The sequence below is a fragment of the Methanomicrobiales archaeon genome (assembly GCA_030019205.1).
GTDB lineage: Archaea > Halobacteriota > Methanomicrobia > Methanomicrobiales > JACTUA01 > JASEFH01.
Genome location: JASEFH010000001.1, coordinates 256769 through 283055 on the forward strand (window position 1 = coordinate 256769; position 26287 = coordinate 283055).

At 61.7% G+C, this 26287-nt stretch carries 19 protein-coding genes, 2 tRNA genes and 3 rRNA genes; 13 read left to right on the plus strand and 11 right to left on the minus strand.

The features are described from left to right. Window positions 1-39: 39 nt before the first annotated feature. Window positions 40-357, minus strand: a complete 318-nt coding sequence (locus QMC96_01210) for a hypothetical protein (protein ID MDI6875376.1) — start codon at window positions 355-357, stop codon at window positions 40-42. A gap of 862 nt (window positions 358-1219) precedes the next feature. Between QMC96_01210 and QMC96_01215 the strand changes: the two genes are divergently transcribed. The 3 genes from QMC96_01215 to QMC96_01225 all read left to right on the plus strand — a co-directional run bounded on the left by QMC96_01215 (window position 1220) and on the right by QMC96_01225 (window position 4244). Continuing rightward, a complete protein-coding gene (locus QMC96_01215) occupies window positions 1220-1840 on the plus strand; it encodes an METTL5 family protein (GenBank protein ID MDI6875377.1) in 621 nt (206 codons plus the stop codon). After that, on the plus strand, window positions 1830-2999 hold the full coding sequence (locus QMC96_01220; GenBank protein ID MDI6875378.1) for an MFS transporter: 1170 nt from the start codon (window positions 1830-1832) through the stop codon (window positions 2997-2999). Before QMC96_01215 ends, QMC96_01220 begins: the two co-directional genes overlap by 11 nt. 153 nt (window positions 3000-3152) lie before the next feature. Then, complete coding sequence (locus QMC96_01225; GenBank protein ID MDI6875379.1) at window positions 3153-4244, plus strand: hybrid sensor histidine kinase/response regulator; 1092 nt, start codon at window positions 3153-3155, stop codon at window positions 4242-4244. Between the two features lie 796 nt (window positions 4245-5040). Here the strand turns inward: QMC96_01225 and QMC96_01230 are convergent. The 5 genes from QMC96_01230 to cofG are packed head-to-tail and all read right to left on the minus strand — an operon-like array spanning window position 5041 to window position 8075. Beyond that, the gene (locus QMC96_01230) at window positions 5041-5370 is read right to left on the minus strand and encodes a ferredoxin-thioredoxin reductase catalytic domain-containing protein (GenBank protein MDI6875380.1); all 330 of its coding nucleotides are present in this window, start codon (window positions 5368-5370) and stop codon (window positions 5041-5043) included. A gap of 38 nt (window positions 5371-5408) precedes the next feature. After that, window positions 5409-6128, minus strand: coding sequence for a phosphoribosylformylglycinamidine synthase I (gene purQ, locus QMC96_01235; GenBank protein ID MDI6875381.1), 720 nt, complete (start codon window positions 6126-6128; stop codon window positions 5409-5411). Next, the gene (gene purS / locus QMC96_01240; GenBank protein MDI6875382.1) at window positions 6125-6370 is read right to left on the minus strand and encodes a phosphoribosylformylglycinamidine synthase subunit PurS; all 246 of its coding nucleotides are present in this window, start codon (window positions 6368-6370) and stop codon (window positions 6125-6127) included. The genes purQ and purS overlap by 4 nt, the downstream gene beginning before the upstream one ends. After that, window positions 6367-7092 (minus strand): phosphoribosylaminoimidazolesuccinocarboxamide synthase, encoded by a 726-nt coding sequence (locus QMC96_01245; protein ID MDI6875383.1) that lies wholly within the window; start codon window positions 7090-7092, stop codon window positions 6367-6369. The genes purS and QMC96_01245 overlap by 4 nt, the downstream gene beginning before the upstream one ends. Next, a complete protein-coding gene (gene cofG, locus QMC96_01250; GenBank protein ID MDI6875384.1) occupies window positions 7089-8075 on the minus strand; it encodes a 7,8-didemethyl-8-hydroxy-5-deazariboflavin synthase subunit CofG in 987 nt (328 codons plus the stop codon). The genes QMC96_01245 and cofG overlap by 4 nt, the downstream gene beginning before the upstream one ends. A 576-nt stretch (window positions 8076-8651) precedes the next feature. On the opposite strand from cofG, the gene cofC reads away from it, so the two are divergent. Then, window positions 8652-9287 carry a 2-phospho-L-lactate guanylyltransferase gene (gene cofC / locus QMC96_01255; GenBank protein MDI6875385.1) on the plus strand — a complete coding sequence of 212 codons (636 nt, stop codon included), beginning with the start codon at window positions 8652-8654 and terminating at the stop codon, window positions 9285-9287. Here cofC and cofE read toward each other — a convergent pair. The 4 genes from cofE to glyA are packed head-to-tail and all read right to left on the minus strand — an operon-like array spanning window position 9225 to window position 12902. After that, complete coding sequence (cofE, locus tag QMC96_01260; GenBank protein ID MDI6875386.1) at window positions 9225-10025, minus strand: coenzyme F420-0:L-glutamate ligase; 801 nt, start codon at window positions 10023-10025, stop codon at window positions 9225-9227. The genes cofC and cofE overlap by 63 nt on opposite strands. Then, window positions 10022-10834, minus strand: coding sequence for a dihydropteroate synthase (folP, locus tag QMC96_01265; GenBank protein ID MDI6875387.1), 813 nt, complete (start codon window positions 10832-10834; stop codon window positions 10022-10024). Before folP ends, cofE begins: the two co-directional genes overlap by 4 nt. Then, window positions 10816-11658 carry a bifunctional methylenetetrahydrofolate dehydrogenase/methenyltetrahydrofolate cyclohydrolase FolD gene (gene folD / locus QMC96_01270; GenBank protein ID MDI6875388.1) on the minus strand — a complete coding sequence of 281 codons (843 nt, stop codon included), beginning with the start codon at window positions 11656-11658 and terminating at the stop codon, window positions 10816-10818. Before folD ends, folP begins: the two co-directional genes overlap by 19 nt. Further along, a complete protein-coding gene (gene glyA, locus QMC96_01275) occupies window positions 11655-12902 on the minus strand; it encodes a serine hydroxymethyltransferase (protein MDI6875389.1) in 1248 nt (415 codons plus the stop codon). Before glyA ends, folD begins: the two co-directional genes overlap by 4 nt. A 307-nt stretch (window positions 12903-13209) precedes the next feature. On the opposite strand from glyA, the gene QMC96_01280 reads away from it, so the two are divergent. The 8 genes from QMC96_01280 (at window position 13210) to rrf (ending at window position 23305) form a co-directional block, all read left to right on the plus strand. After that, window positions 13210-13656: a hypothetical protein gene (locus QMC96_01280; GenBank protein ID MDI6875390.1), complete on the plus strand. Its 447-nt coding sequence runs from the start codon at window positions 13210-13212 to the stop codon at window positions 13654-13656. Window positions 13657-13669: 13 nt separating this feature from the next. Continuing rightward, window positions 13670-17104 carry a chromosome segregation protein SMC gene (gene smc / locus QMC96_01285; GenBank protein MDI6875391.1) on the plus strand — a complete coding sequence of 1145 codons (3435 nt, stop codon included), beginning with the start codon at window positions 13670-13672 and terminating at the stop codon, window positions 17102-17104. Beyond that, window positions 17097-17804, plus strand: a complete 708-nt coding sequence (locus QMC96_01290; GenBank protein ID MDI6875392.1) for a segregation/condensation protein A — start codon at window positions 17097-17099, stop codon at window positions 17802-17804. Before smc ends, QMC96_01290 begins: the two co-directional genes overlap by 8 nt. Before the next feature lie 465 nt (window positions 17805-18269). After that, window positions 18270-19736, plus strand: a 16S ribosomal RNA gene (locus QMC96_01295). Between the two features lie 65 nt (window positions 19737-19801). Then, window positions 19802-19874, plus strand: a tRNA-Ala gene (locus QMC96_01300). Window positions 19875-20034: 160 nt separating this feature from the next. Beyond that, window positions 20035-22962 (plus strand): 23S ribosomal RNA (locus QMC96_01305). A gap of 89 nt (window positions 22963-23051) precedes the next feature. After that, window positions 23052-23123 (plus strand) — tRNA-Cys (locus QMC96_01310). A 60-nt stretch (window positions 23124-23183) separates the two neighbouring features. Beyond that, window positions 23184-23305 (plus strand): 5S ribosomal RNA (gene rrf, locus QMC96_01315). The 16S, 23S and 5S rRNA genes sit together here with 2 tRNA genes alongside, the layout of an rRNA operon. Window positions 23306-23705: 400 nt before the next feature. On the opposite strand, the gene QMC96_01320 is transcribed toward rrf, so the two are convergent. Continuing rightward, the gene (locus tag QMC96_01320) at window positions 23706-24257 is read right to left on the minus strand and encodes a hypothetical protein (GenBank protein MDI6875393.1); all 552 of its coding nucleotides are present in this window, start codon (window positions 24255-24257) and stop codon (window positions 23706-23708) included. A 706-nt stretch (window positions 24258-24963) separates the two neighbouring features. Here QMC96_01320 and QMC96_01325 point away from each other — a divergent pair. Continuing rightward, entirely contained in the window at window positions 24964-26253 is a 1290-nt protein-coding gene (locus tag QMC96_01325) for an amino acid permease (GenBank protein MDI6875394.1), read from the plus strand. The last annotated feature ends 34 nt before the right edge of the window (window positions 26254-26287 follow it).

Sequence of the window (26287 nt, forward strand, 5' to 3'; positions counted from 1 at the left end):
CTGGCGTGCGATACTGCTGGAACCGGGAGAGGGAGGGGTTCAGGAGAAGCGCTCCGCATCCTTCTCCAGGGCTTCCCGAACGTCCGCACCCCCGAGCAGGGGATGAAAGACGATCTTGAAGGCTGTCTTCCATTTCCCGACCCGCAGGTAGTTTTTAACCGTACCGAAGAGGCAGATCAGGGCGAAGAAGAGCAAAGCCCCGCCGATCAGGAGCAGGTTGATGTCGAGGCGATAGGCGGTCCCCGTCAGGTAGGTGATCGCGAAGGCCGGAAGGAACGCCGCGACGGCGATCGGATCGAAGCCGGGAACATGCCGGAGGAGATCCCTGTACATGTCCGTATATATGATGGCCATCATTATAACATTATCAAAATATTTCTACTCCAATACAATTGCAAACAGGCCGATTTCATCGCGCTGAATCACCGGAGAGTTCGCCGGACGCATGGGTTGCGGGATCCGCCCGGTACTCTCTCTCACGGACGCGCCCCCTCGTTCAACGGACGGAGGAGGGTGGATCCCTGTCGCATACCCGCATTTTCGGAGATTCCTCGGCCCGCGGCCCGGCGGCGCCCGCGCGTGCACTCTGCGGAACGCGCCGGGGTGGCGTGGTGCGGACAGGTGTTCCGATCGGGAAGCGGGGGATGCCGCGCAGGCCGCGGATGCGCCACCCCTGACGCCGTTCTGCGACGCGAAACGGGAAGAATGCGATGCAGATCCCGCGATCGGAATGGATCCGGCGGCATCGGGGGGTTCGAATCGTGCTGCTGTTCCGGGCCGGCTTTCCCCCTCGATCGCGGCGGCCCGGGCTCTGCAGGCGGCGGGCCGAGAGTCCCCCCGATCGCACCCGGGGGTGCACACCCTTCCGCTCCTGTTCGCAAGGGGGCGGGCTGCAGGAGGAGGGAACCGCCGCCTTTCAGGATGAGGCGCTCCGCAACCGTTCGCTGTGTCGCGGAACGCAGGGGTGAGAGTCCCCTGCCCTCCCCCGGACAACCTGGTGCGGGGTGGGATCGGCAGTGAGTGGCGCAGTTATCGTATGGATGCCCGGAGGGGGCCGATTCTCTCCAGGGGGTGGGGCGCCGTGGTCGCCTGCAGGGTGGTGGCAGACGCGATTCGGATGCCCCAGCCTTTCGAGGGCGTGATGGAACGTTAATGGGCTCGCGGGGCGAACCTGTACTGGCCTGCCGGTGCCGCCCGGCCTTCGGCGGATGCGCCCATCATGAAGCTGAAGCACCTGGAGATGATCCTCGAGACGATCGAGCCCATCGCCGATCCCCGCACGGAGCTGGAGCAGTACGGAACACCGCCGCCCCTTGCCGCTCGCCTCCTCTATCACGCCCGGATCAACGGCGACATCGAAGGAAAGCGCGTCCTCGACCTGGGATGCGGCACGGGCATCCTCGCCTGCGGTGCAGCCCTGCTCTCCGCGAACGCGGTGGTGGGCGTGGACATCGACCCGCGGGCGATCGAGGCTGCCCGAAGGAATGCCGGGCGCCTGGGGGTGGAGGTGGAGTTCCATGTGTCCGACGTCGCAGCGCTGGACCGGGCTCGTTGCGGCAGATTCGACACGGTGGTGATGAACCCGCCGTTCGGGGCGCAGAGGCGGCACGCGGATCGGCCCTTCATCGACCGGGCGCTCGCCCTCGGGAAGGCGGTGTACGGCATCTTCAATGCGGGTTCACGGCGGTTCATCGCCGACTACGTGCGGGGGAGGGCGGAGATCGCGGAGATCATCGGGTCTTCCCTGCCCATGAAACGCACATTTCTCCATCACCGCCGAGAGCGGATCGAGATCCCCGTCGAGATCATCGTTATGAGGCGAATCGACGATGAACCGTGATATGCGGGGCGTGATGGGATTGTCCGCGGCACACCTCGTCATCGATCTCTACTCCCCCGTGCTGCCGGCGGTGCTCCCGCTGCTCATCGCGGATCAGGGATACTCCTTCCTCATGGGCGGGCTCCTCGTGACGGCCTACAACCTCACGTCCTCGATGGCGCAGCCGCCCATCGGCTGGCTCTTCGATCGCCGCGGAAAGGGCATCCATATCGGCTACAGCCTGATCCTCTCCGCCACATTCATATCCCTGATCGGCATCGCCCCGGAGTTCTCCGTCCTAGCCCTCTTTGCCATGCTCGCGGCGCTCGGCCATGCGACATTTCACCCCTCGGCGCTTGCCAGCGTGGGCACCGTGGCAAGCGACGTGAACCGCGGGCGCCTGATGTCCTACTTCGTCGTGGGCGGAAACCTCGGCTACGCCATCGGCCCCCTTCTTGCCGGCGTGGTCGTTGCGGCGATGGGACTGCAGGGGCTCCTCGCCCTGCTCGTGCCCGGTTATGCGATGGCGATCCTGCTCCACTACATCCTGCCCGCCCCGCTCTCCGATCGGCCCGCTCCATTGCACCCGATCCCCGATGCGCCGACTGCACCGATCCGCCCCGTCCCGATCGTCACGCTCCTCTTCGCGGCAGGTCTCCGTGCCTGGGCGATCTTCGGTGCGGTCGCCTACCTCCCGACGTACCTCGTCCTGCAGGGGTTTGATCTCGTCGCAGCGAATACCCTGGTCACCCTGATGCTCGTCGCCGGCGTTGGGGGGCAGATCCTGGGAGGCACCCTCTCGGATCGCTACGGACGAAAGGAGTTCTCCGTTCTCGGGCTCGCACTGGCAATACCCGCGTTCCTGCTCTTCATCGCCACGGATGGCATTGTGTCCGTCGTCTTCATGCTGACATTCGGATTTCTCCTCTGGTCCACGTTCGCCGTGACCGTCGCGATGGGACAGGAGCTCCTGCCGGGGAACATCGGGCTCGCCTCGGGCCTCACGCTGGGGCTTGCCGTTGGCGGAGGCGGGATCGGGGTTGCCGTCACCGGCTCCCTCGCCGATCTGGTCGCACTGGATACCGCGCTTGCCCTGCTGGCAGTCCCGATCGCCGCATCTCTCCTCCTCTTCATCGTCCTCCCCTATCCCTGGAAGTCCCTGAAGAAGCCCGGTGCATGACTCGATTGTACCAATTCACAAGATGCATGCCCAGCCGGAGCGTGGAAAGATTTTTTTATCATGTCAGCCCAAAGAGACCTCATCCGATGCCCGCCGGGGAGAGGAGGAGGAATTCCGGCACTCCCGTCGGGTGCAGTGGACGGGAGCCGCAGCATGAGCCGCGTGGAGATCGCAGGCAGGGTTGACACTGCAGCGGGATGGAAGCAACTCCGGGTTCTCCTGATCGAGGACGATCCCAGCTACGCCCGGTACATCCGGGAGATCCTCGGAGAAATGCCGGGTGCGCCCTTTCGAATGCAGCATGCCCACCGGCTCTCGGAGGGGATCGCGATTCTGAAGGAGGGTGCGGTGGATGTCGTGCTCCTCGATCTCATGCTCCCCGACAGCATGCGCCTGGATACGGTGCGGGCGGTCGTCGAGCAGTTCCCGCAGGTTCCCATCGTCGTCCTGACCACGCTCCACGATGAGCAGACCGGCCTCGAGGCCGTCCAGGCAGGCGCCCAGGACTACCTCTTCAAGGGCGAGGCGGAGAGTCCGCTCCTGTCGAGGGCAATGCGGTATGCGGTGGAGCGCAAGCAGGTGGAGCAGGCGCTCAAGCAGGTTAACCGCAACCTCAGCCTGATGAACAGCATCACGCGCCACGATATCCTGAACCAGCTGACCATCATCCTGGGATACCTCCCGGTGGCGCAGGATCTGGCGACGGATCCCGAGCAGCGGGAGTACCTGAACCGCATCGCAAAGGCGGCTGCCGCGATTCACCGCCAGATCGAGTTCAGCCGGGAGTACCAGAACATCGGAGTGCAGTCGCCGCAGTGGCAGCGCATCCGCCCCTCGGTATACAGCGCCCTGAACGATCTCGATATCGGGGATACCGCACTCTCCATCGATCTGCCGGAGATCGAGGTGTTCGCAGATCCCATGCTCGAGAAGGTCTTCTACAATCTGATCGACAACTCCCTGAGGCACGGCGGCCGTGTTACGGCCATACGCATGCACGCCCGGGAATCCGAAGACGGCATGCGGATTGTGTACGAGGATGACGGGATCGGCGTGCCGGCAGGAGAGAAGGAGAAGATCTTCCGGCGGAGTAAGGGGGGAGATCACGGGTTCGGGCTCTTCCTCATCCGCAACATCCTCGCGATAACGAACATCCAGATACGGGAGTGCGGAGAACCGGGAGAGGGGGCGCGTTTCGAGATGCATATTCCCCCCGGCTCGTACCGCCCGGCGGGACGTCGATAGGGCGGACGCATCGGGTGGGATTCTGCGGAGGGTCGTCGGCGCCCGGGGCACCACCTCCCCTCCGCGTTACGGTCCGCAGAGGCCGCGCGGGCATGGAAGAACCGCGCAGACCCCACGGCCGCGCGGCTTCACCCGTATGCGGTGGCGGGACAGGTACACGAAGGCGGAAGAGAAGCCGTCTGAGGGAAGCCTGAGCGATCCTGAATCGATTCCGCCTCCTCGATAGGGAGGGGGACCGATCCGCGCGGGAGAGCGGACGAGCGCCTAGCGCACGCGGGGGTGGTGCAGGCAGGGGGGGAGAACCTTCTAACCCTCCGGCGGGTGCGGTAACGAGCGGGTGATGTGCGGCCGGTACCGATGGCCCGGGGCGCGCCGCCCTTATCCTGGGACAGGGGGCACTCGTCCGAGAGGGGAGGGTCTCGGCACAGTGATGGTGCAGACCCATTTTCCGTTCAGGGTATCGCATGAGGGGGATTCGGGTGAGGTGGCGGCACCCCGCCTTCCCCGGGCAGCCACGGCGTAGGGATCCGGGTCTTCGAGGTTCGGATGGCCTCGATACCCGGATCCGCGATCTCCCTGCTGCCCCGCCTGCCGCATTGTGCCGGCAGGGAGGTCCGTGGATCGGAACCCCCGTGCTGTTCTGACAGTCCTCATGACTGCATCGCCTCGATGCGGCAGCGAAGGCCGCACGCCATCCCTGCGACCGCTCAGGTGGCTGCTGCCGCGAACGGAACGCGCTGGCACGATTCCGATCGCCGAAGGAGACACCTCTTTCTGCCGCCTCGGAGGATCGGCCCTATTGCGGATCCTTCCGATCCACGACCTTGAAGAAGAGCTGGCAGTGGCAGTGCTCCTCCTGCTCGATCTCCTCTCCGTGGTACACGCACGGGCAGATGATCTCTTTGTCCTTTTCCAGATCCCGCGTGCGGATCCGGCAGGGGCAGTACTGCTCCCCCCATTTCAGTTTGTTCCGGGCGAGTCCCCGTATCACTGCCGCCAGCTGCCTCTTGTTGGGATTCAGAATCCAGCCTCTCTCCCGGGCGTAGCCCTTTGCCCACTCGTAGATGTTCTGCTCCACCTTGGACTCGAACTCAAGTTCCGGTTCAGATTCGCCTTCGCCTGCCATGCGCCGTTCCTCAACCGCCGAACTCCGATGGTAAATCGCTATGCTCTTTTAAAAACTGATCGCCCGGGAGCCTCAAGGTAAGCGATCATCGATTCGAATACCCGCCGCCCGTCGGAAGAGCCGAGGATCTCCTCCGACGACCGCTCCGGGTGCGGCATCATCAGGAGCACGTTGCCGTGATCGTTCAGGACGCCGGTGATGTTTCCGGCCGATCCGTTCACGTTGCTCTCGGGGGTGACCCTCCCTGCCGCATCGCAGAAGCGGAACACCACCTGGCGCCGGCGATTGAGCCGCTCGAGGACATCTTCCGCTGCCACGTAACGACCCTCTTTATGGGCGATGGGGATTCTCACCACTTCACCCTCCCGGAACCTGCACGTGAACGGTGAGGTGGCATTCTCCACCCGCACGTGAACCCACCTGCAGATGAACTTGGGATAGGCGTTAATCGCGAACGTGCCCGGGGCAAATCCTCGTTCCGCCCCTATCTGGGCCCCGTTGCAGATGCCCAGGAAGAGCCCCCCCTCACGTACGTGCCTCTCCACCGCGTCCATGATCGCCGTCCGTGCAGCGATGGCCCCGGCCCGCAGGTAATCTCCGTAGGAGAATCCCCCCGGGACCACGATAGCATCGTAGGCGCGCTGAAGCCCCTCCTTGTACCAGATCAGGTCGGTGTCTACGCCGCAAACATCCTGGAGGGTGTGGAAGGTGTCGAGATCGCAGTTGCTGCCACCGAACTGCAGGACTGCGAACCTCATTCCCTGACCTCAATCTCGTAGCGGTGAATCACCGGATTGGCGAGAAGGCGCTCGCACATCCGCGCCGCCTCCTCCCGTGCCGCTCTCTTGTCTGCCGCTTCCAGGGTGACGCAGAAGATACGCGCCGTTCGCAGACTCTCCGTTTCGAATCCCAGACTCTTCAGGGCATGCTGGATCGCCCGCGCCTCGGGGTCGAGAATTCCCTCCCGGAGCGTTATCATGATCTCCACATGGTACTTCATTTCCCTCCTCCGCTCGTACCGGGCACGATTCTCCCTGCCACCGCAGCATAGGCCGAGATCACGTCTCCCTTCCCGAACCGGTACACGTCCTTGTCCATGGACTCCCCGCTCACCGTATCCCAGAGGCGCATCGAGTCCATGGAGATCTCGTCGCCCAGCACGATCTCGCCCCTCCACCGACCGAACTCCATCTTGAAATCGACGAGGGTCAATCCCTTATCTTTGAAGTGCTCGGACAGCAGGCGGTTGATCTCCAGGGAGAGCTCCCGCACCCGGTCGAGCGCCCTCCTGTCGAGGATCCTCAGCGCCAGGATCAGGTCGTCGTTCAGCATCGGATCGTGGCGGGAATCATCCTTGTAGTCGATGATGATCACGGGCGGATCGAGGGGGGTGCCTTCCGCGATCGGATACCTCTTCACCAGGGAACCGGCAGCGATGTTCCGGACGATCACCTCGAGGGGAATCATCTCCAGGTTCCGCACGAGCATCCGGCGTTCGTCCAGCATGCGGATATAATGCGTCGGGATGCCCCGGGCCTCCAGGTACTCGAACACGTAGGCAGAGACGGCGGCGTTGAGCTCCCCCTTGCGGGGGAGCACATCCTTTTTTGTGCCATCGAATGCCGTGATATCGTCGCGGAACTCCATGATCAGCCGGTCGTCGCTGTCGGAGCGGTATACCGACTTCGCCTTGCCTGCACGGAGCAGTTTGCCCATCTTCACCATCGTCTCTCCTGAATCTGTTGCGCCAGCGCTCTGATAAGCGCTTCGATTCGGGGGTGGAACCAGCCCTTCTCGATGTACTGCGGATAGATGCAGAGCCGCTCCTGCAGAGCCGCACTCCCTGCGAGGATCTTCAGGTCCGGGATCTGGGGCCAGGGATGCTCGGGATTTACGTAGTCGATCGTGCAGGGCGATATGCCGCCGAGATCGTTCGCGCCGCATCGGATAAACCGGGCCGCATCGACGAGGTTTGGTGCGATCTGGACGGCAACGTCGCGGGGAAGGATCTCCCGCGCCAGCGCTATCGCCCTGCAGATCTCTCCGGAGGTGGGTGAGGCGGCGGCTGCCATCGGCGTGTTCTCCTTGGCGCAGAAGTTCTGGACGATGACCTCCTGTATGTGACCGTACCGTCTGTGCAGATCCCGGATCACGGTAAGGGACTCCTCCCTGTCGCTCTCCGATTCGCCTATCCCCACGAGGATCCCGGTGGTAAAGGGTATGCGAAGCCTGCCGGCGTCCTCGAGCATCTGGATGCGGACCTCGGGGACCTTCCCGGGGGAGTGCCTGTGGGCGGGAACGCGGGCGGTCGTCTCCAGCATGAGACCCATGCTCGCATTCACCTCGCGGAGCCTCTCCATCTCCTCGGACGTGAGAATGCCGGCGTTCGTGTGGGGAAGGAGCCCATGCTGGAGGGCGCGTTCGCTCATCGCGAAGCAGTAATCCAGGATGCTCGAATATCCCGAGGATGCGGAGAGCAGTTCCGCAAATCCCGGTTCCTGCTCGGGGCGCTCGCCGAAGGTGAACAGGGCCTCCGTGCAGCCCGTCTCCGCTCCCAGGCGGAGCGTCCTCTCCACGGCCTCGGGGGAGAGGATGCAGCCCTCCCGGACCGGAGTGCGGAAGCAGCAGTAGCTGCAGCGGTTCCTGCACGCCGTGGTCAGGGGGAGGAAGACGTTGCGCGAGAAGGTGATGGTGCGCCCCTGCATACAGGTACCTTTCGTCCCGCCGTCACTTCAAACTTTACAACTCCGGGATGCGCTGGAGCGGTTCTGCCCGGTTCTCCTGCGGCATCCTGGAGAACCGCGCTGCTCCCCCTGCCGAAGAGCGGATGCGGGGGTGAGCTGCACGGCGACCGGATCGGAGATGCACCGCGGGCGGAATGAGCAGGGAGCCGGGGAGCACAGCGGGATCTTCCCCCCGGGGCGAGGCTAACGCCGATGCGGAGGCGACGGGAATCGGGCAGGGATGCGGGACGGTATCCTCCCGCTGCGCACCATCCTCGAGTTTGGGGGCAGGACCGCGATCGTCTCCACCCGCTGTCGGGACCGACGGCGGGCGGACTTCGAGCACCGATGCCCCCCTGTGCCCCTTCGGTGCAGGATCCCCGGCGGGATTGCTCCGCCCTCTCCTGCTCCATCCGCGCCCCTTCCCTGCTTCTCCCCCGTATCCATCCCCGCCCGGGTCGCTATCGTGCTCCGGGCTGCCAGAAAACCGGACCTTGCAGCCCGATACACAAATCCACGCCGATGCCATTTTATGGACGGGAGTGATACCGTACATGAATGCCGGTGCACGCAGTCATCCCATTCAAACCGCAGAATCCCAAAACACGACTCTCCTCCGTGCTGAACCGTTCGGAGCGGGAGAGGTTTGCCGAGGCCATGCTGCAGGATGTGATTCAGGCCGTTCTGGACGGGGGGTGCGAACCGACGCTCCTGGTCACGCACCCGTTCCGGGGGTATGCCGGGGTGCCGGTTATCGTCGATCCCGGGGACCTGAACGAAGCCCTGAACCGCCTGTTCCAGACGGCAACCGCACCGCTCCTGGTCATCATGTCCGATCTGCCGCTCGCCACCGCGGAGTCGGTGCGGCGCCTGATCGCTTCTCCCGCCGATATCGCATTCGTCCCCGGGCGGGGCGGGGGAACGAATGCCATCTTCGTCAGGCGTCCGCAGCGGTTCCGTGCCGACTTCTACGGTGCCAGTTTCATGAAACATCGCAAGATCGCAGAAGACACCGGCGCCACGTACGACGTGGTGGACTCGTTCCGGCTGCATACCGACGTGGACGAGGAGGAGGATCTGGTGGAGGTGCTCATCCACGGCGGGGGAATGGCGAGGAGATTCCTGGAGGATTCAGGATTCTCGCTTCGCATCGAGAACGGACGGGTCGGCGTGCAGCGCAATCCCCATGAATAGGCAGCCCGAAGCCTCGATCGCGGCCACACCCTTCTCCTCGACGATCGGCAGGCCGGCGTTCCGTACGATCGCCGCCGGGATGCACTCATCCGCCTCCCCCATGACCAGCTCGGCAGCAGATGCGATGCAGTCGGCCACGGCCCGCTGCGTCACGTGAAGTTCGCGCCCGAAGAGATCCCGCCGACCGCGCTCGTCCACGACAGACCGGATCCCGGCGACGCCGATGGCGATCCCGCTGCAACCGAGGCGCATCGCATGCGTTCGGGAATCCGCGACGATCACCGCGGCCCGCACGTTGAAGCGCGCCTCGATCCGTCTGCGGAGCGATTCGGCGCTGGCGTCCGGATCGGCGGGAAGCAGCACCACGTATTCCGCCGGAGCGTTCGACTCGTCCACTCCGGCGTTCGGCAGCAGCGTACCCCCCTTCATGGTGAGCAGAAACCCCTCGATGCCGCCCACGATCGCATCGCTCTCCGCGATGATCACCTCGACCAGGCGCGGATCCATGCGGTACCTTCCGCCCAGCTCGAGGGCACGGGGCGAAGGTCTGACATCGGAGAGCCGCGCCAGACGGTTCTCTGCCGTCGCCACCGCCGACTCCGCGACGACCAGGATATCGCCCTCCTGGATGCCGCGGGCACCGCTGCGGACGGCTGCCTCCGAGATGATGCCTGCCAGGTCCTGCCCCGGTCGTATGATCCCGGTCTTCAACCCGAACACGGTGAACGATTCCGTCATACCCGCTCCCGCATCTTCTCGGCGATCCGCAGCGCATCCGCCGTCTCCGCCACGTCGTGGCTCCGCACGATGCTGGCGCCCCGTTCGACGAGCAGCGCCGTGAGCGCCAGGGAACCGTGCAGCCTCCTCTCCGGCCCTTTGTGGAGCAGCTCCCCGATGAACGTTTTGCGGGAGATCGCCGCAAGGAGAGGGCGCCCGTAGCCTTCGAAGAGAGAGAAGTGGCGGCAGAGCTCCCAGTCGTCCTCGCTCCTCCGCTCACGCGTCCACTTTCCGATCCCGGGATCGAGGACGACCTCGTCGATGCCGTATGCATCGCATCGATCCAGCACCAGCGCGAGCGCCGCCAGTGTATCCTGGAGCCCGACGGCATCCCCCGGCTGCTGCCGCGAGGCCATGGCGATGGCCGGGAGACCGTGGTCCGCCACCTGCCGGGCCAGGGATGGATTCGCGAGTCCGCAGATGTCGTTCACCGCATGGATCTCGTGGGCGAGGGCGATCTCGAGCACTTCCGGGTGCATGGTATCCACCGAAACGGTTATTCCGCTCCCGTCGAGCTCGGCGAGGGCGGCATCGATCCGCTCCCCCTCCTCCCGGACGCTCACCGGGGGGACGCCCGGAGCGGTGCTCCTGCCGCCGATATCGACCATATCGGCCCCGCCGGATATCATATCCACAGCCCGCTCGTACACCCGGCCGATCGGCGTGTAGGATCCGGAGAAGAAGGACTCGGGGCTGCAGTTGATCACACCCATGAGACGTACCGGTTCGCCGCCGCCGATGCGGATACGGTTTATCGTACAGGTATGCATCGTCTCGACCGTGCCGCCCGAACCGTATTCTCCATCAGGGAGGAGATGGTCATCGGACCGACCCCTCCCGGGACGGGCGTTATCCAGGAGACCTTCTCGCGCACCTCGTCGAACGCCACATCACCGCAGAGCTTCCCGTTCACATGGTTGGTCCCCACATCGACCACCACCGCCCCCTCCCGCACCATATCCGCCGTGACGAACCGCGCCCGCCCCGCGGCGCTGACGAGGAGGTCCGCCTCGCGGGTCTTTGCGGGGAGATCCCGCGTCCTGCTGTGGCAGACGGTCACCGTCGCGTCGGCACTCAGCAGCAGAGCTGCAAGCGGTCTTCCCACCTCGACGCTCCGCCCGATCACGACGGCATCCATCCCGGCAGGAGAGATGCCGTACTCGGAGAGGAGCGTCATGATCCCGAGCGGAGTCGCGGGTGCGAACGTGGGGTGGCCGGCGAAGAGGGCGCCCAGGTTGCAGGGATGGAACCCGTCCACGTCCTTCTCCGGGTCGACCTTCGAGAGGACCGCTTCCATGTCGATTCTGGCAGGGAGCGGCAGCTGCACCAGGATGCCGTCGATATCCGGGTCCCGGTTCAGGCGGTCGATGCTCGCGAACAGATCGGCGGGCTCCGCGGTTTCGGGAAGCTCCACGCCGATCGAGCCGATTCCGACCCGCTCGCAGGCGCGGTGCTTCATCCGCACGTAGAGTCGGCTCGCCGGATCGTCGCCCACGATGATCGTGGCGAGGCGGGGGCGGATCCCGGATGCTTCGATCTCCCGAGAGAGCCGATCGAGTCTTCTTTCCGAGACTGCTTTTCCATCGAGTATCATGCCAGCTCTGGGAATATGGGGAACCTCGCGGAGAGGTCGGTCACCTCGGCATGCGTCTCCTCTATCACCTTCGGATCCCGGATATGTTTCACGACCCGGGCGATCAGCTCGCCTATCTGCCGCATCTCCCCCTCTTTCATCCCTCTCGAAGTTACGGCCGGTGTGCCGACACGGAGACCGCTCGTGACGAACGGGCTCTTGGTCTCCCGGGGGATCGTGTTCTTGTTCACGGTGATCCCTGCCCTGCCGAGAGCGGTCTCCGCTTCCAGACCGGTGATCCCGTACTCGGTGAGATCGATCAGAATCAGGTGGTTATCCGTCCCGCCGGATACGAGGCGGAGCCCGGCATCCATCAGAGTCTCTGCCATTGCCCTGGCATTCTTCACGATCTGGCGGTTGTACTCCTTGAACGAAGGCTGGAGAGCCTCCTTCAGGCAGACCGCTTTTGCCGCGATGGTGTTCATGAGAGGTCCTCCCTGCATCCCGGGGAAGACGGCTCGATCGACCAGCGTGGCATACTCCTGGTCGCAGAGGATGGCGCCGCCCCTCGGGCCCCGGAGCGTCTTGTGGGTGGTCGTGGTGATGAAGTCGACGACACCGACGGGGGTGTTGTGGATGCCGGCAGCAACCAGGCCGGCGATATGCGCGATATCCGCCATGCAGTAGGCATCGACGCCCTCCGCGATCTCCGCGAACGCCTTGAAGTCGATCTCCCGGGGATAGGCGCTGGCGCCGCAGACGATCACCTTCGGTTTCACCTTGCGTGCGATCTCCTCCACCATACCGTAGTCGAGGCGTTCTGTCTCGAGATCCACTCCGTACTGGGTCACGTGGTACATCTTGCCGGAGAAACTGACCGGCGAGCCGTGCGAGAGGTGCCCCCCCTGCGTGAGACTCATGCTCATCAGCCGGTCCACGCCGCATTCCATGACTGCAAAATAGATGGCCATATTCGCCTGCGTGCCGGAATGGGGCTGTACATTGGCGTGTTCGGCGTTGAAAAGCTTCTTCATGCGATCCCGTGCAAGATTCTCCACGACATCGTAGTATTGGCAGCCCCCATAGTATCTCTTGCCCGGGTAGCCTTCAGCGTATTTGTTGGTCATGATGGATCCCATCGCCTCGAGCACCGCCCTGCTGGTGATGTTCTCCGAAGCGATGAGTTCCAGTCCGTTGAGTTGACGCAAATGCTCCTTTTCGAGGAGATCTGCTACCTCTGGATCCGTTTCGGCAAGATAGGACATACATATAAAGATGCATCGGCAAGGTAATATTGTTTCTTTTGGCGCCTCCGGGCGACAGACGGGCAGGGACGGGACCCCCCGGGATCCCTCCTCCAGGATTTCGGTCCTCATTATGAAATTTTCGAAAAATTGCTGCAGGTATTCTGCTGTGTTCGGTAATAATTAGTGCACAAATGGGGCGATATCACAAATCTTATAGGTTACCAGTATGATGATTATTCGTAAGGGTAGAATGGCAGCCAAAGATGCACAGATTGCTTACCTGAAACACGAACTCGAGGTACGGGAGAGGGAGATACAAATGCTAATGGAAGGGTCCAAGGGTCCGGGCGATGCAGAGGGGAGACTATCCGATCTTGAGGGAAAGGTCCGCGAGATGGAGGCACTGATGAAGGGTCTGACAGAAGAGCTCTTGGATCTGAAGACCATCGTCATGAAGCTGCACGCAAAGGAAGAGGAGCGGCGCACTGCGATCCCGCGATCCGCCGCGCCTCCGGCTCGTCAGAGGGCCATGCCGACGGCATCCGCCGAGAAGACCTCCGCTCCGGCGGGCGAACAGTCGCTGATCATCCAGATGGACGGCACCCTGAAACCCGAAGGTAAGCAGAGGGAAGGGCTTATCGTCGCAAGCTCCCGCTTCGGTGCGACTCCGGGAGCGAAAGGGAAGAACAAAGGGCGACTCGTCAGCGACGACAGAAAGAAGGGCGGCGATCTGATCTACGCCATAGAAGAAGAAAAGGGAAAGAACGAGTAGGGAGTTCACGTCTTTGCATATTACCCAGCTTGAAATTGATAATTTCAAGTCTTTCGGTAAGAAGACGAAAATTCCGTTTTTCGAGGGCTTCACCGTAATATCGGGCCCCAATGGGTCCGGCAAGAGCAATATCATCGACAGCGTGCTCTTCTGCCTGGGCCTGGCGAGCTCCCGCGGTCTCCGGGCGGAGAAACTGACGGACCTGATCAACCTGAACAGCGGGAGGAACACAGCGGAGGTTGCGATCCAGTTCTCGGACGGCAGCTCGGTTCGCCGCAGGATCAGGCGGACGGCGAGCGGCTACTACAGCTACCATTACCTGAACGACCGGCTCTGCAAGCAGTCGGACGTCACGGAGTTCCTCGCCCGGATCGGGATCAAGCCGGAAGGCTACAACGTGGTGATGCAGGGGGATATCACCCGCATCATGGAGATGAGCGATCTCGAGAGGCGGAAGATTCTGGATGAGATCGCCGGTGTGGCAGAGTTCGACGCAAAACGGGATCAGGCGATATCGGAGCTCGAGGTGGTGAGAGAGCGGATCGAGCGCGAGGAACTGCTGCTGCGGGAACTGACGGACAGGCTGGCAGATCTCGAACGGGAGCGGGAGAGGGCGATCGAGTACCGCTCCCTGCAGGACCAGCTGCGTCATTACGAGAGCTGCCGGGGTGCCGCCCGGCTCCGCGAGAAGACGCAGGAGCTCGGCACCATCGGAGCTCTGCTCGCCGAGCAGTCGAAGGCGCTCGGCGAGGCGGAGCGCTGGCGGGATACAAAGGAGAGCGAGCTCGCAGATCAGCGTGGGCGGTTGCAGCAGATCGACGAACAGATTCAGGAGAAGAGCGGACAGGAGTACCTGGCCCTGCTGGAACGGCTGGAGGGTGCGAAGAGCGCCATCAAGCTGGGCGAGCAGACCACCGCGCGTCTCGCGGAGGAGAAGGTGCGGAACCAGGAAGCCCTGGACCGAACCTACCTGGACAGCAAACGGGCGGAGGCGCGGGTGAAGGAGTGCACCGAAGCGATCCGCAACCTGGGCATCGACCGCGCGAATCTGGCGATGGAGCTTGCCACCCTGCGGGCTCAGGCGGAGAAGTGCGCGGAGGAGATGGACCGGAGCACGAAAGAGCAGGAGGACGCCCGGGATCAGCTCTTCCGCTGGATGGAGGAGATAGAGCAGCAGAAGTCGAGGAGGGCGGACCTCCTCCACGAGCAGGATGCACTGATCGAGCGGAGCCGACTGAGAACTTCCGAATCGGAGCGTCTGACCGCCCGGCTCCGCCAGATCGCCTCCGAGATCGAGGAGAAAGAGCGCCAGATCCAGGAGGCCGTACGGGTTCTCGCAGAGTGCGCGGCGCAGAAGGAGAGGATCGAGCGGGACATCTCCGCTTCGGAGCGCGCCCTGTTCGGCCAGAGGGCCAGCCAGGAGAGGCTACGAAAGGAGATCAAGGCCCGTGAGCAGGATCTGATGCGGCTGGAGGCCCAGGCGCAAGCCCGCGGCGAGGGGGAGAATCGAGCCATCGAGGCGGTCCTGGGGATGGAGGGCGTGCACGGAACCATCGCCCAGCTGGGTCGCGCTCCTCCGGAGTATGCCCTGGCGCTCGACGTCGCGGCCGGTGGGCGTCTCTCCAACGTGGTCGTCGATGATGACGAGGTTGCCGCATCGGCGATCCGCTTCCTGAAGGAGAGCAAGCTCGGGCGCGTCACGTTCCTGCCCCTGTCGAAGCTGAAGGCGGTCCCGCTCCCTCCTCTGCAGGAGAGGGGCGCGATCGACTATGCGGTGAACCTCCTGGAGTATGATAAAAGATACGATCCGGCGTTCCGGCTGGTGTTCGGCGCCACGGTGGTGATGGACACCCTGGACCATGCCCGCGCGCGGATCGGGAAGTACCGGATGGTTACCCTGGAAGGGGAGCTCCTGGAGAGGAGCGGTTCCATGAGCGGCGGCTACTATAAACAGCGCCGGGGGTTCGGGGTCGCCGTGGACGAGGAGATGAACCGCCTGAGGGCGGCGCTCGCCGCATCCAGCCAGGAGCTCCTGGAGTGCGAGCAGGCGATCTCCCGCCTGACTGCGGAGGTGGAGGATGGCAGGACGAAACGGACCGCCGTTGATGAGCAGATTGCGCGCCACCGCATTCTCGAGGAGGAGTACCGGCGGATCGCCGCGGCCCTGAGACGGGAGGAGGAGGAGCTCGGCACGGCGATCCGGACGCTGGACAGCGAGCGCAGCGGGGGTCCCGGGAGGCTCGCGGAGATCGAGGGGGTTCTCGAAGGGATCGGCGCAGCGATCGCCCGGCTCACCGCAGATATCGACGCCCTGAAGGCGAAGCTGGACGATACCCATCTCCCCGAGCTCGTGGAGAGGCTGGAGAAGCTTAAGAAGAGCATCGAGGAGATGGAGAGGCGCCTGCGCAACAAGGATTCCGATATCGCCGACATGCAGCGGGAGCGGCAGTACTTCGCGAAGAGGATGGAGGAGCTCAACGCGGACCGTGAGCGGCTGCAGGAGAGAAACCGCGCGATCGAGGGGGAGATCGCTGCCATAGCGGCTGAGATCGCTTCGCACAGGAGCGGGATCCGGGATCTCGAGGAACGGCAGAGATCGTTCTCCCGCGAGCTGGACGATCTCCGACGGATCAGGGATGAGACCCTGCATGCCATCCATGCATGCGAACAGGAGATTGCAGAGCAGAATGCCGCCATGGAGCGAACCCGCATCCAGATCGCCGCCCTGCGGGAGAGGGAGCGCACGGCGGAGGCCGAGGCGGAGATGCTCAGGATGCAGTGCGGGGAGGTTGCCACCGACCTCTCCCTCGCCGAGATCACCGAAGCCATCCGGAAGACGGAGCAGGCGATCCAGGCCATCGGCGCGGTCAACATGCTCGCTGTGGAGGAGTACGACAGAATCAGTGCCCGAATCGACGAGCGTTCGGAGAAGAAGGAGGTGCTGTCCCGCGAGAGGACCATGCTCATGGAGCGCATCGAGAAGTTCGAGCGGCTGAAGTTCGATGCCTTCATGACGGCATATCGCGCGATCGACGCGAACTTCCGCGAGATATTCGCGCGGCTCACGAGCGGCAGCGGCCATCTGGTCCTGGAGAACGAGGAGGATCCCTTCGCCGGGGGGCTCACCTTTGCCGTCCAGCCGAGGGACAAGAAGGTCCATCTGCTGTCGGCCCTCTCCGGCGGAGAGAAGTCGCTGACAACCCTCGCATTCATCTTCTCCATCCAGAAGTACATGCCGGCCCCCTTCTACGCGCTCGACGAGGTGGACATGTTCCTTGACGGCTCCAACGTGGAACGCATCGCGAGCATGCTCAAGGAGCTCTCGGCGCATGCCCAGTCTGTCGTCGTCTCTCTCCGCAAGCCCATGATCGAGCACGCGGAGAGGATCGTGGGTGTGACCCTCAATCCGGACAAGAGCACGCTCGTGACAGGAATCAGGCATGGATGAGGAGCCGATTGAGATCCTGGTCGGGATGGCCGAGCGCGGCGAGATCGATCCCTGGAATATCGATATCGTCGAGGTGACGGATCGGTTTCTCACCGAACTCGAGCGGCGCCGCCAGTTGGATCTTCGGATCTCCGGAAGGACGCTGTTCTTTGCTGCCACGCTGCTCCGCCTCAAGTCGGAGTACCTGGATGTCCCGGAGGAGCCGGATACTCCCATCGAGGCCGAGGAGGTGTGCGGCGGGGAGGTGGAGGAGTTCTCGTACGAGCCCGGCGGTTACCATACTCCGATCGAAAGGCTCGAGCAGGAGATCAGGCGGAGACTCTCGCGGAAGAGCTACCGCAAGCGACCGGTCACGCTGTACGAACTGATCAAGCTGCTGAAGACCGCCGAGAAGGAGGAGCGGAGGAGACACCGTGCCCGGGCGATCCCGAGAGAGAGCTTGGTTACGACGGAGGATGTCGTTGCGACCGCTCACAGCGAAGACTACCGCGAGTCTTCCGCGCGCGTGATGCAGACCTGCGAGACACTCTTTCGCCGCGAGGGGGATCTCACTCTTTCGGGGCTCTCGGAGAACCTCGGATGGAGCATCACCGACGTATACATCCCTCTTCTTTTCCTTAACCTGGAGGGAAAACTCGCGCTCTGCCAGGATGCCTTCTACTCGGATCTGACCATCCGAAGGGTTGACGCGGACCGATAGCAATGCTTATCTGGTGTCCCGACTGAAAAATATAGGCACTTTGCGCATCATGTGCACAATCGGGATGTTCTCCGAACGGCAGATTCCTTCGTATCTGCCGTTCGCCGGGCGTCTCCATGATGGCGTGATGGCGATGCACCGTCTCCGGTGCATTCTGCAAAACTATATATGCAGGGCGAGCCCATAATAATGAGTCGTTCTGACATATGCGGAACCCGAGGAGATCCGATGGAACACTCGGGTTCCGGAAATATTCGCCGCAACGGAAATTTTTTCCGTGACGGGAACATGCAAAAGGTTATATATGATGAAGATCAACATGTATGTTCCCTATGCTCAGATGGAGAACCAACGATCCCGGCGGGACCGGTGTTGGTTCTGACGTTGGTACTGGCAATGCGGAAATCTATTTGACAACCGCTAGTTCCTTTCACAAGTTGACAGATGGATAGTGTGCCTACTTCAATTCTGGTTGATCCTGCCAGAGGTCACTGCTATCGGGGTTCGACTAAGCCATGCAAGTCGAGAGGGGAAAGCCCTCGGCGAACTGCTCAGTAACACGTGGACAACCTGCCCTAAGGAGGAGGATAATCCCGGGAAACTGGGGATAATACTCCATAGTCTAGGGAAGCTGGAATGCTCCCTAGTCCAAAGCTCCGGCGCCTTAGGATGGGTCTGCGGCTGATTAGGTTGTTGTTGGGGTAACGGCCCAACAAGCCAGTAATCAGTACGGGTTGTGAGAGCAAGAGCCCGGAGATGGATTCTGAGACATGAATCCAGGCCCTACGGGGCGCAGCAGGCGCGAAAACTTTACAATGCGGGAAACCGTGATAAGGGAACCCCGAGTGCCTGTACATACAGGCTGTTCAGGTGTCCAAAACGCACCTGGAGAAAGGGCCGGGCAAGACCGGTGCCAGCCGCCGCGGTAATACCGGCGGCTCGAGTGGTGGCCACTATTACTGGGCTTAAAGCGTTCGTAGCTGGGTTGTTAAGTCTCTTGGGAAATCCAACGGCTCAACCGTTGGGCGTCTAAGGGATACTGGCAACCTAGGGACCGGGAGAGGTGAGGGGTACTCCGGGGGTAGGAGTGAAATCCTGTAATCCTCGGGGGACCACCGGTGGCGAAGGCGCCTCACCATAACGGCTCCGACAGTGAGGGACGAAAGCTGGGGGAGCAAACCGGATTAGATACCCGGGTAGTCCCAGCTGTAAACGATGCGCGTTAGGTGTCTCGGTGACCACGAGTTACCGAGGTGCCGAAGGGAAACCGTGAAACGTGCCGCCTGGGAAGTACGGTCGCAAGGCTGAAACTTAAAGGAATTGGCGGGGGAGCACCACAACGGGTGGAGCCTGCGGTTTAATTGGACTCAACGCCGGGAAGCTCACCGGGTAAGACAGCGGGATGATGGTCGGGCTGAAGACTCTACTTGACCAGCTGAGAGGAGGTGCATGGCCGTCGTCAGTTCGTACTGTGAAGCATCCTGTTAAGTCAGGCAACGAGCGAGACCCACGCCAACAGTTGCCAGCATGTCCTCCGGGATGATGGGGACACTGTTGGGACCGCCTCTGCTAAAGAGGAGGAAGGAATGGGCAACGGTAGGTCAGCATGCCCCGAATTACCCGGGCTACACGCGGGCTACAATGGGCAGGACAATGGGCATCGACACCGAGAGGTGAAGGCAATCTCCTAAACCTGTCCGTAGTTCGGATTGTGGGCTGCAACTCGCCCACATGAAGCTGGAATCCGTAGTAATCGCGTCTCAAAATGGCGCGGTGAATATGTCCCTGCTCCTTGCACACACCGCCCGTCAAACCACCCGAGTGGGGTCTGGATGAGGCTGCGGTACTCGCCGCAGTCGAATCCAGGTTCCGCAAGGGGGGTTAAGTCGTAACAAGGTAGCCGTAGGGGAATCTGCGGCTGGATCACCTCCTAACGAAGCAAGGGAAGAAGCGGTTGTCAGATAGAACGTATAATTGCCGGTGCCAGCAGGAGGATTGGGCTTATAGCTCAGCTGGAAGAGCGCGGCCTTTGCGAGGCCGAGGCCGGGGGTTCAAATCCCCCTGAGTCCACTTCCCATGGAGGGGCAAACCTTCATGGGAATGCATGCCCTAGGGTATAGGGCAATGCGTTCGATGCACCTGGAGATGCAAATCTCCAGCGAAGGGCTGAAGGTCATGGACCTTACGACGCCGTGTATAGGTGTGCACTCTGGACGTTAAATGGGTTCAGCGGTAGTGGCACGTATGCCTGCCAGGGGATGGCTGGGTTCGAGAGCCGAAGAAGGGCGTGCCAAGCAGCGATATGCCCCGGGGAGGCGCAAGGAGCCTTTGATCCGGGGATTCCCCAATGGGACATCCCAGCACTTCGGTGTTGATCCGTGCAGGATCGGGAACGCCCCGAATTGAAACATCTTAGTAGGGGCAGGAGAAGAAATCACTTCCGAGATGTCGTGAGTAAAGGCGATCGAAAGCGACACAGTTCAAACCGAATCCCGAAAGGGAGATGTGGTGTTGCAAGCCCGCCGTAACGATCCCCTTCCGCGAAGCAGAAGTCTTCTGGAACGGAGCACCAGAGAGGGTGATAGTCCCGTACGCGTAAGCGGAGAGGATCGGGCGGTGTCTTGAGTACCGCGGGTTGGAATTCTCGCGGGAATCTGGGAGACATCAACTTCCAAAACTAAATACTCCTCGAAACCGATAGCGCACTAGTAGCGTGAGCGAAAGCTGAAAAGAATCCCTGAAAAGGATGTCAAAAGAGCCTGAAATTGGCAGGTGATCGCGTGTTGCGGCGTGAAAGGATCTTCCGCGCGAAGGAAACCGCCGCGAGGCGGCAGTACGAGCGCGGTTGCCGACGTCGCAACGTACGTTTTGAAGAACGGGCCAGAGAGTTTGTTCTGTTGGCAAGGTTAACCTGTCAAGGGGGAGCCGAAGGGAAACCAACAGGTCCGTAGCCTTCGGGCATGGGACGGCGTACGAAAAGTGCGCGGAGTCAGCAGAGCAAGACCCGGAACCTAGTGATCTATGCGTGGGCAGGTCGAAGCGTAACGAAAGTTGCGTGGAGGACCGCAAACGGTGTTGATATGCAAATCACTCGCGTGACCTGCGTATAGGAGTGAAAGATTAATCGAACTGGGAAACAGCTGGTTCCTCCCGAAACATGCCGCAGCATGACCTGGCTGGAGATAGATGGTGAGGTAGAGCACTGATTGGGGGAGCTGGGGGAGAAATCCCTCACCCCCCTGTCAAACTCCAAACTCCCCATCGTCGAAGAAGGCCGGCAGTCCGGACTACGGGGTAAGCTTGCAGTCCGTAAGGGAGACAACCCAGACTGTGGTTAATGTCCCCGAATGTAGGCTCAGTGTAAACACAAGAAAGGCGTCCTAAGCCAAAGACAACTGGGAGGTGAGCTTAGAAGCAGCTATCCTTCAAAAAGTGCGTAACAGCTTACCAGTCGAGGTTTAGGGCACTGAAAATGGACGGGGCTCAAGCCTACTACAGAGACCACAGACCACCGCAAGGTGATGGCGTAGGGAGGCGTCCTGCATGGGCGGAAGCTGGGGCGTAAGTTCCAGTGGACCGTGTGGGAATGAGAATTCTGGCAACAGTAGAAGCATAGTTGGGTGAGAATCCCAACCGCCGCAGGGGCCAGGTTTCCTCGGCAACGTTCGTCGGCCAAGGGTTAGTCGGTCCTAAGCTGTGCCGTAACTCGAGCACAGCGAAAGGGAAACAGGTTAATATTCCTGTACCGTCCAGCTGAAGCGTAACAGCCCTGACGCTTCGGGATATGCCGGGCGGGGTCGTCGCCCCGTCCAAGCATCGAAGCCCGTGGAGTACCGTAATGGTGAGAAACGGGCGAATATGTGATGGAGCAATCCGGTAAATTCCTGGAGCCCGTGAAAAAGGAGCTGGACGTCCGTACCGAGAACTGACACAGGTGCCCCTCGCTGAAAAGGCGAAGGCGTGTCGGAGTAATCGTGTTAAGGGAACTCGGCAAATTAGCCCTGTACCTTTGGAATAAGGGGTGCCTGCCTGGAGAGCAGGCAGGTCGCAGTGACAAGGGAGCTCTAACTGTCTAATAACAACATAGGTGACTGCAACTCCGAAAGGACTAGTATAGTCACTGATTCCTGCCCAGTGCGAGTATCTGAAAACCGAGCTCAATCGGACGAAGGACTCGTAAACGGCGGGGGTAACTATGACCCTCTTAAGGTAGCGTAGTACCTTGTCGCTTAATTGGCGACTTGCATGAATGGAATAATGAGAGCTCTACTGTCCCTAACACGAATCCGTTGAACTTTTTGTCCTGGTGCAGAGACCAGGGACTCCTAAAGGGAAGTGAAGACCCCGTGGAGCTTTACTGCAGCCTGTCATTGGGTTACGGTGTAGCTTGCGCAGAGTAGATGGGAGGCGTCGAACCGTTCCTTCCGGGGGGCGGGGAGCCACCGATGAGACACCATCCTTGCTATGCTGTAACCCTAACTCGACGAGAGGACACTGATAGGTGGGCAGTTTGGGTGGGGCGCCACACCCTCGAAAAAATATCAAGGGTGCTCTAAGGTCGACTCAGGTGAGTCGGAAACTCGCCGGAGAGTGTCAAGAGCAAAAGTCGGCCTGACGCGAATCCACACAGCAAAGGTTCGCGAGACGAAAGTCGGATCTAACGAACCGATATGCCCTGTTGGTGAGGGCTATCGACGACAGAAAAGCTACCCCGGGGATAACAGAGTCGTCGCCGGCAAGAGCACATATCGACCCGGCGGCTTGCTACCTCGATGTCGGTTCTTTCCATCCTGGCCGTGCAGCAGCGGCCAAGGGTGAGGTTGTTCGCCTATTAAAGGGGATCGTGAGCTGGGTTTAGACCGTCGTGAGACAGGTCGGTTACTATCTTTTAGGAGTGTTCGGAGTCTGAGGGTAAGAAGGAAATAGTACGAGAGGAACTTTCCTTCGTCGCCTCTGGTCGATCGGTTGTCCGACAGGGCATCGCCGAGCAGCTACGCGATAAGGGATAAAAGCTGAATGCATCTAAGCTTGAAACCCGCCCTGAAAAGAGACTCCGTTGAGGGCATCGGTAGAAGACCGGTTTGATAGGCCCGGGATGTACGCACGAAGGCAACGACGTGTTCAGTCCGCGGGTACTAACGCCCGAATGCCATACCCTGAACCCAGACGAATTTCAGAGTGCACACCGCCTCGCGGACGATAGGGATATTTATTATCCATGGAGCCCAATCATAGGAGGACACGGCTGCCAAGGTGGCGGAGCGGCCACGCGGTTGACTGCAGATCAACTACACCCCGGTTCAAATCCGGGCCTTGGCTTGCGGCCAGGCATCCGAATGGACGTCTGGTCGTCCCCGGGAGATAGAATCTTCCGGGGGTCATAGCGGCCATAGCGGCGGGGAAACACCTGGACTCATCCCGAACCCAGCAGTTAAGCCCGCCCACGTACCATGTTGTACTGAGGTACGCGAGTCCTCGGGAAGCATGGTTCGCTGCTATGCCTTGAAGACGGGAATTCGTCGTTTTTATTGTCGTTTTTCTACTTATCGAAACTGGCGGTTCGTCACTATCTGCCTGCTCGATCTCTCGGCGTTTGTCATCCGGCGAGATCGCACGGGGACCGAACGGCAGTCATTCCGGGACGTCACCGGCATTCCCGGTAAAGGATTCTTGACGTGGGGGTGTGGCGATTGCGTCCGCGTCTCCCGGGCGGGATAAACGTTCACTGGCAGGAACCTGCCCATTGCATCCGGGCACTGTTTCGTGCCGATCACGGTATCCGCTCGGAGGGTGTCCTGCCGGAGGGCGAAAACCCCGTGGAAAGATCTATGAAAAGGCATGGGAGAGGCCATCGCGATCGGGGAGGATGGAGGCGTACACCCGTCCTCCGGACACCGCATGTCAGGAGATCAGCAGCATGAACTGCAGAAATATCTCGGGATTCTCAAGCATGTCGGGATTGACGCCTTCGAAGATGAACGTCCGCTTCGCGGCTCCAAACCACCCCCCCTCCCGTTCGGTCATTGCCTTGCCATCCTTCTCGAACACGAACGTCCGAACGGGTTCGCCATGCCCTCTGCCCTCGATCTCGGATATGCCCCTCTTCTCGTACTGGAACACCCGGACGACCCGGCCGTACCTGCCTCCATCGCGTTCCAGAATCGTTCTTCCGCCGTCCTCAAACGAATACGTTCTCTTGATCTTGCCGTAGATGCGGCCTTCGGTTTCCACCATCCCCGTCGGATCGAACCGGAACGTGCGGAGAACATCGCCGCCCTTCTCAAACCCTTCGCGTTCCGTCATGGTGTCCCCGTCCTCCTCGTAGACGAACGTTCGGAGAATGCCCCCGTGCCAGTCGCCCGACCGCTCGAAGATGCCGCCCTTGTCGAATACGAATGTGCGGGTGATCCTCCCGTACCAGCCCTGCCGCTCTACGATTCCTCCAACAGCCATAGAGATCGCTTCTCTGCGTCCTCCTCATGAGAATAGGGAATGTTATGATAAATCTTTTATGTCGACCCCGGTTCGATCGAAGGGCGATGAAGTATGTCCACCCCGACTCCTGGAGCCGTTCACCTCGCCTCCGATCGGGCGGCACTGCCGTCCGCCCTCTGCCGTTCGTCCCCGCTACCGAAACTCCCCCGGCGATCGAACCTCTGCAGTGCCACGCCGCCGTCCACCCGCGAGAGCGGAACCGGCGGATTCGCAATCCGACCGCACCTCTGCTCGCAGGGCACCGGGGCTGTGCACCCCGCTCCTGGGGCATCGGTGCTTCGGCAGTGAACACACCCGCCGGGGCTCTCTCTCCCCTGTGGCGACTCCCTCCTGAGCGTCGCTTCGGGAGAGTCCATCGCTGCCGGATTGCCCGGTATGAATCCGTCCCCCTTACGGCTCTGATGTCATTCCGGCTGAAGAGGCGTCCACCGTTCCTCTCCGGGGATCGTACGGAAGGGTCCTGCCGGAATCGACCGCGAGGAGCATTCGCATAAATGCCGGAGAACCGGAACAGTATTTATGGGTGCACGTAGATGCCTTGCAGGCAGAGTAGGCGAAGATGGTCTTCACGGCGGCAGCGGACGCGACGCAAGACCTTTCAATCCGGAAGCAGACTGGAAAATGCTGGAGCAATCGGGACAGCAATAGATCGAGTGGATGTGCGATGCCCCGCGACACGGAGCTGAAGAGGGAACTCGGACTCTTCGAGGTGACATTTGCAGGGACGGGCATCATCCTGGGAGCCGGCATCTACGCGCTCTTGGGAGAGGGGGCGGCTCTGGCCGGAAACGCCGTCTGGCTTGCTTTCCTGATCTCCGCCGGCATCGCACTCTTCACGGGCCTGAGTTACGCCGAGCTCTCCTCCATGTTCCCCCGGGCGAGCGCGGAGTACGAATACACGGCTCAGAGTTTCGGCAGGAAGATCGCGTTCATCGTCGGATGGCTCATCATCCTCTCCGGCGTGATCGCATCCGCCACGGTGGCGGTCGGATTCGGCGGGTACGTAGCCGATCTCTTCTCTGTGAGTCCAATCCCCTCCGCCATCCTTCTCATCGCTGCCCTATCCCTCCTGCTGTGCATCGGTGTTCGCGAATCCGCGTCCGTGGCAGTCGTATTCACGCTGATCGAGGCGGGGGGATTGATATTCATCGCCGTTGTCGGCATCCCCTATCTCGGGAGGGTCGACTACTTCGAGATGCCGTCCGGCGTGGACGGACTTCTCCAGGCGTCCGCACTGCTCTTCTTCGCCTACCTGGGTTTCGAGGAGATCGTCAAGATGTCCGAGGAGGCGCGGGAGCCGGAGAAGACCATTCCGCGCGGGCTGATGCTCGCCCTGCTCACCAGCATCGTTCTCTACATCGCGGCCTCCATCAGTGCCGTGAGCGTGACCGGCTGGCAGATGCTCTCCGCCACCGCGGCGCCCTTCTCGGTGGTGGCGCAGGTGGCGGTCGGGGATCTGGGATCCGTGCTGCTCTCCGCGATTGCTCTCTTTGCGACGGCAAACACTGTTCTTCTCATGATGTATGCCGCGTCCCGGATCATCTACGGCATGGCGGAGTCGTTCTCCCTGCCGCGGGTGCTCGCACGGGTGCACCCGGTGCGCAGAACTCCGTGGGTGGCAATCCTCGTCATCGCGGTCTTCACCATCCTGTTCGTCTTTGCGGGGGATATCGGGTTCATCGCAAATCTTACCAACTATACGCTGTTCGTCGCGTTCATCGCGATCAACGGCGCTGTAATCGTGCTCCGCTTCACAAGGCCCCTCATGATCCGCCCCTTCCGGGTTCCGCTGAGCGTCGGTGCCTTCCCCCTGGTCCCGCTCTTTGGCATCCTCTCGAGCATCCTCCTGCTTGTCCAGCTGGATGCGGTGGTGCTGCTGATCGGGGTCATCATAACCCTCATCGGCGCGGTCATCGCATTCGCGAACATCCGGTACGGGCGGGAATCTCCCTGACCGGGGGATGCCCTTGCGGGTTCGAGCAGATGCC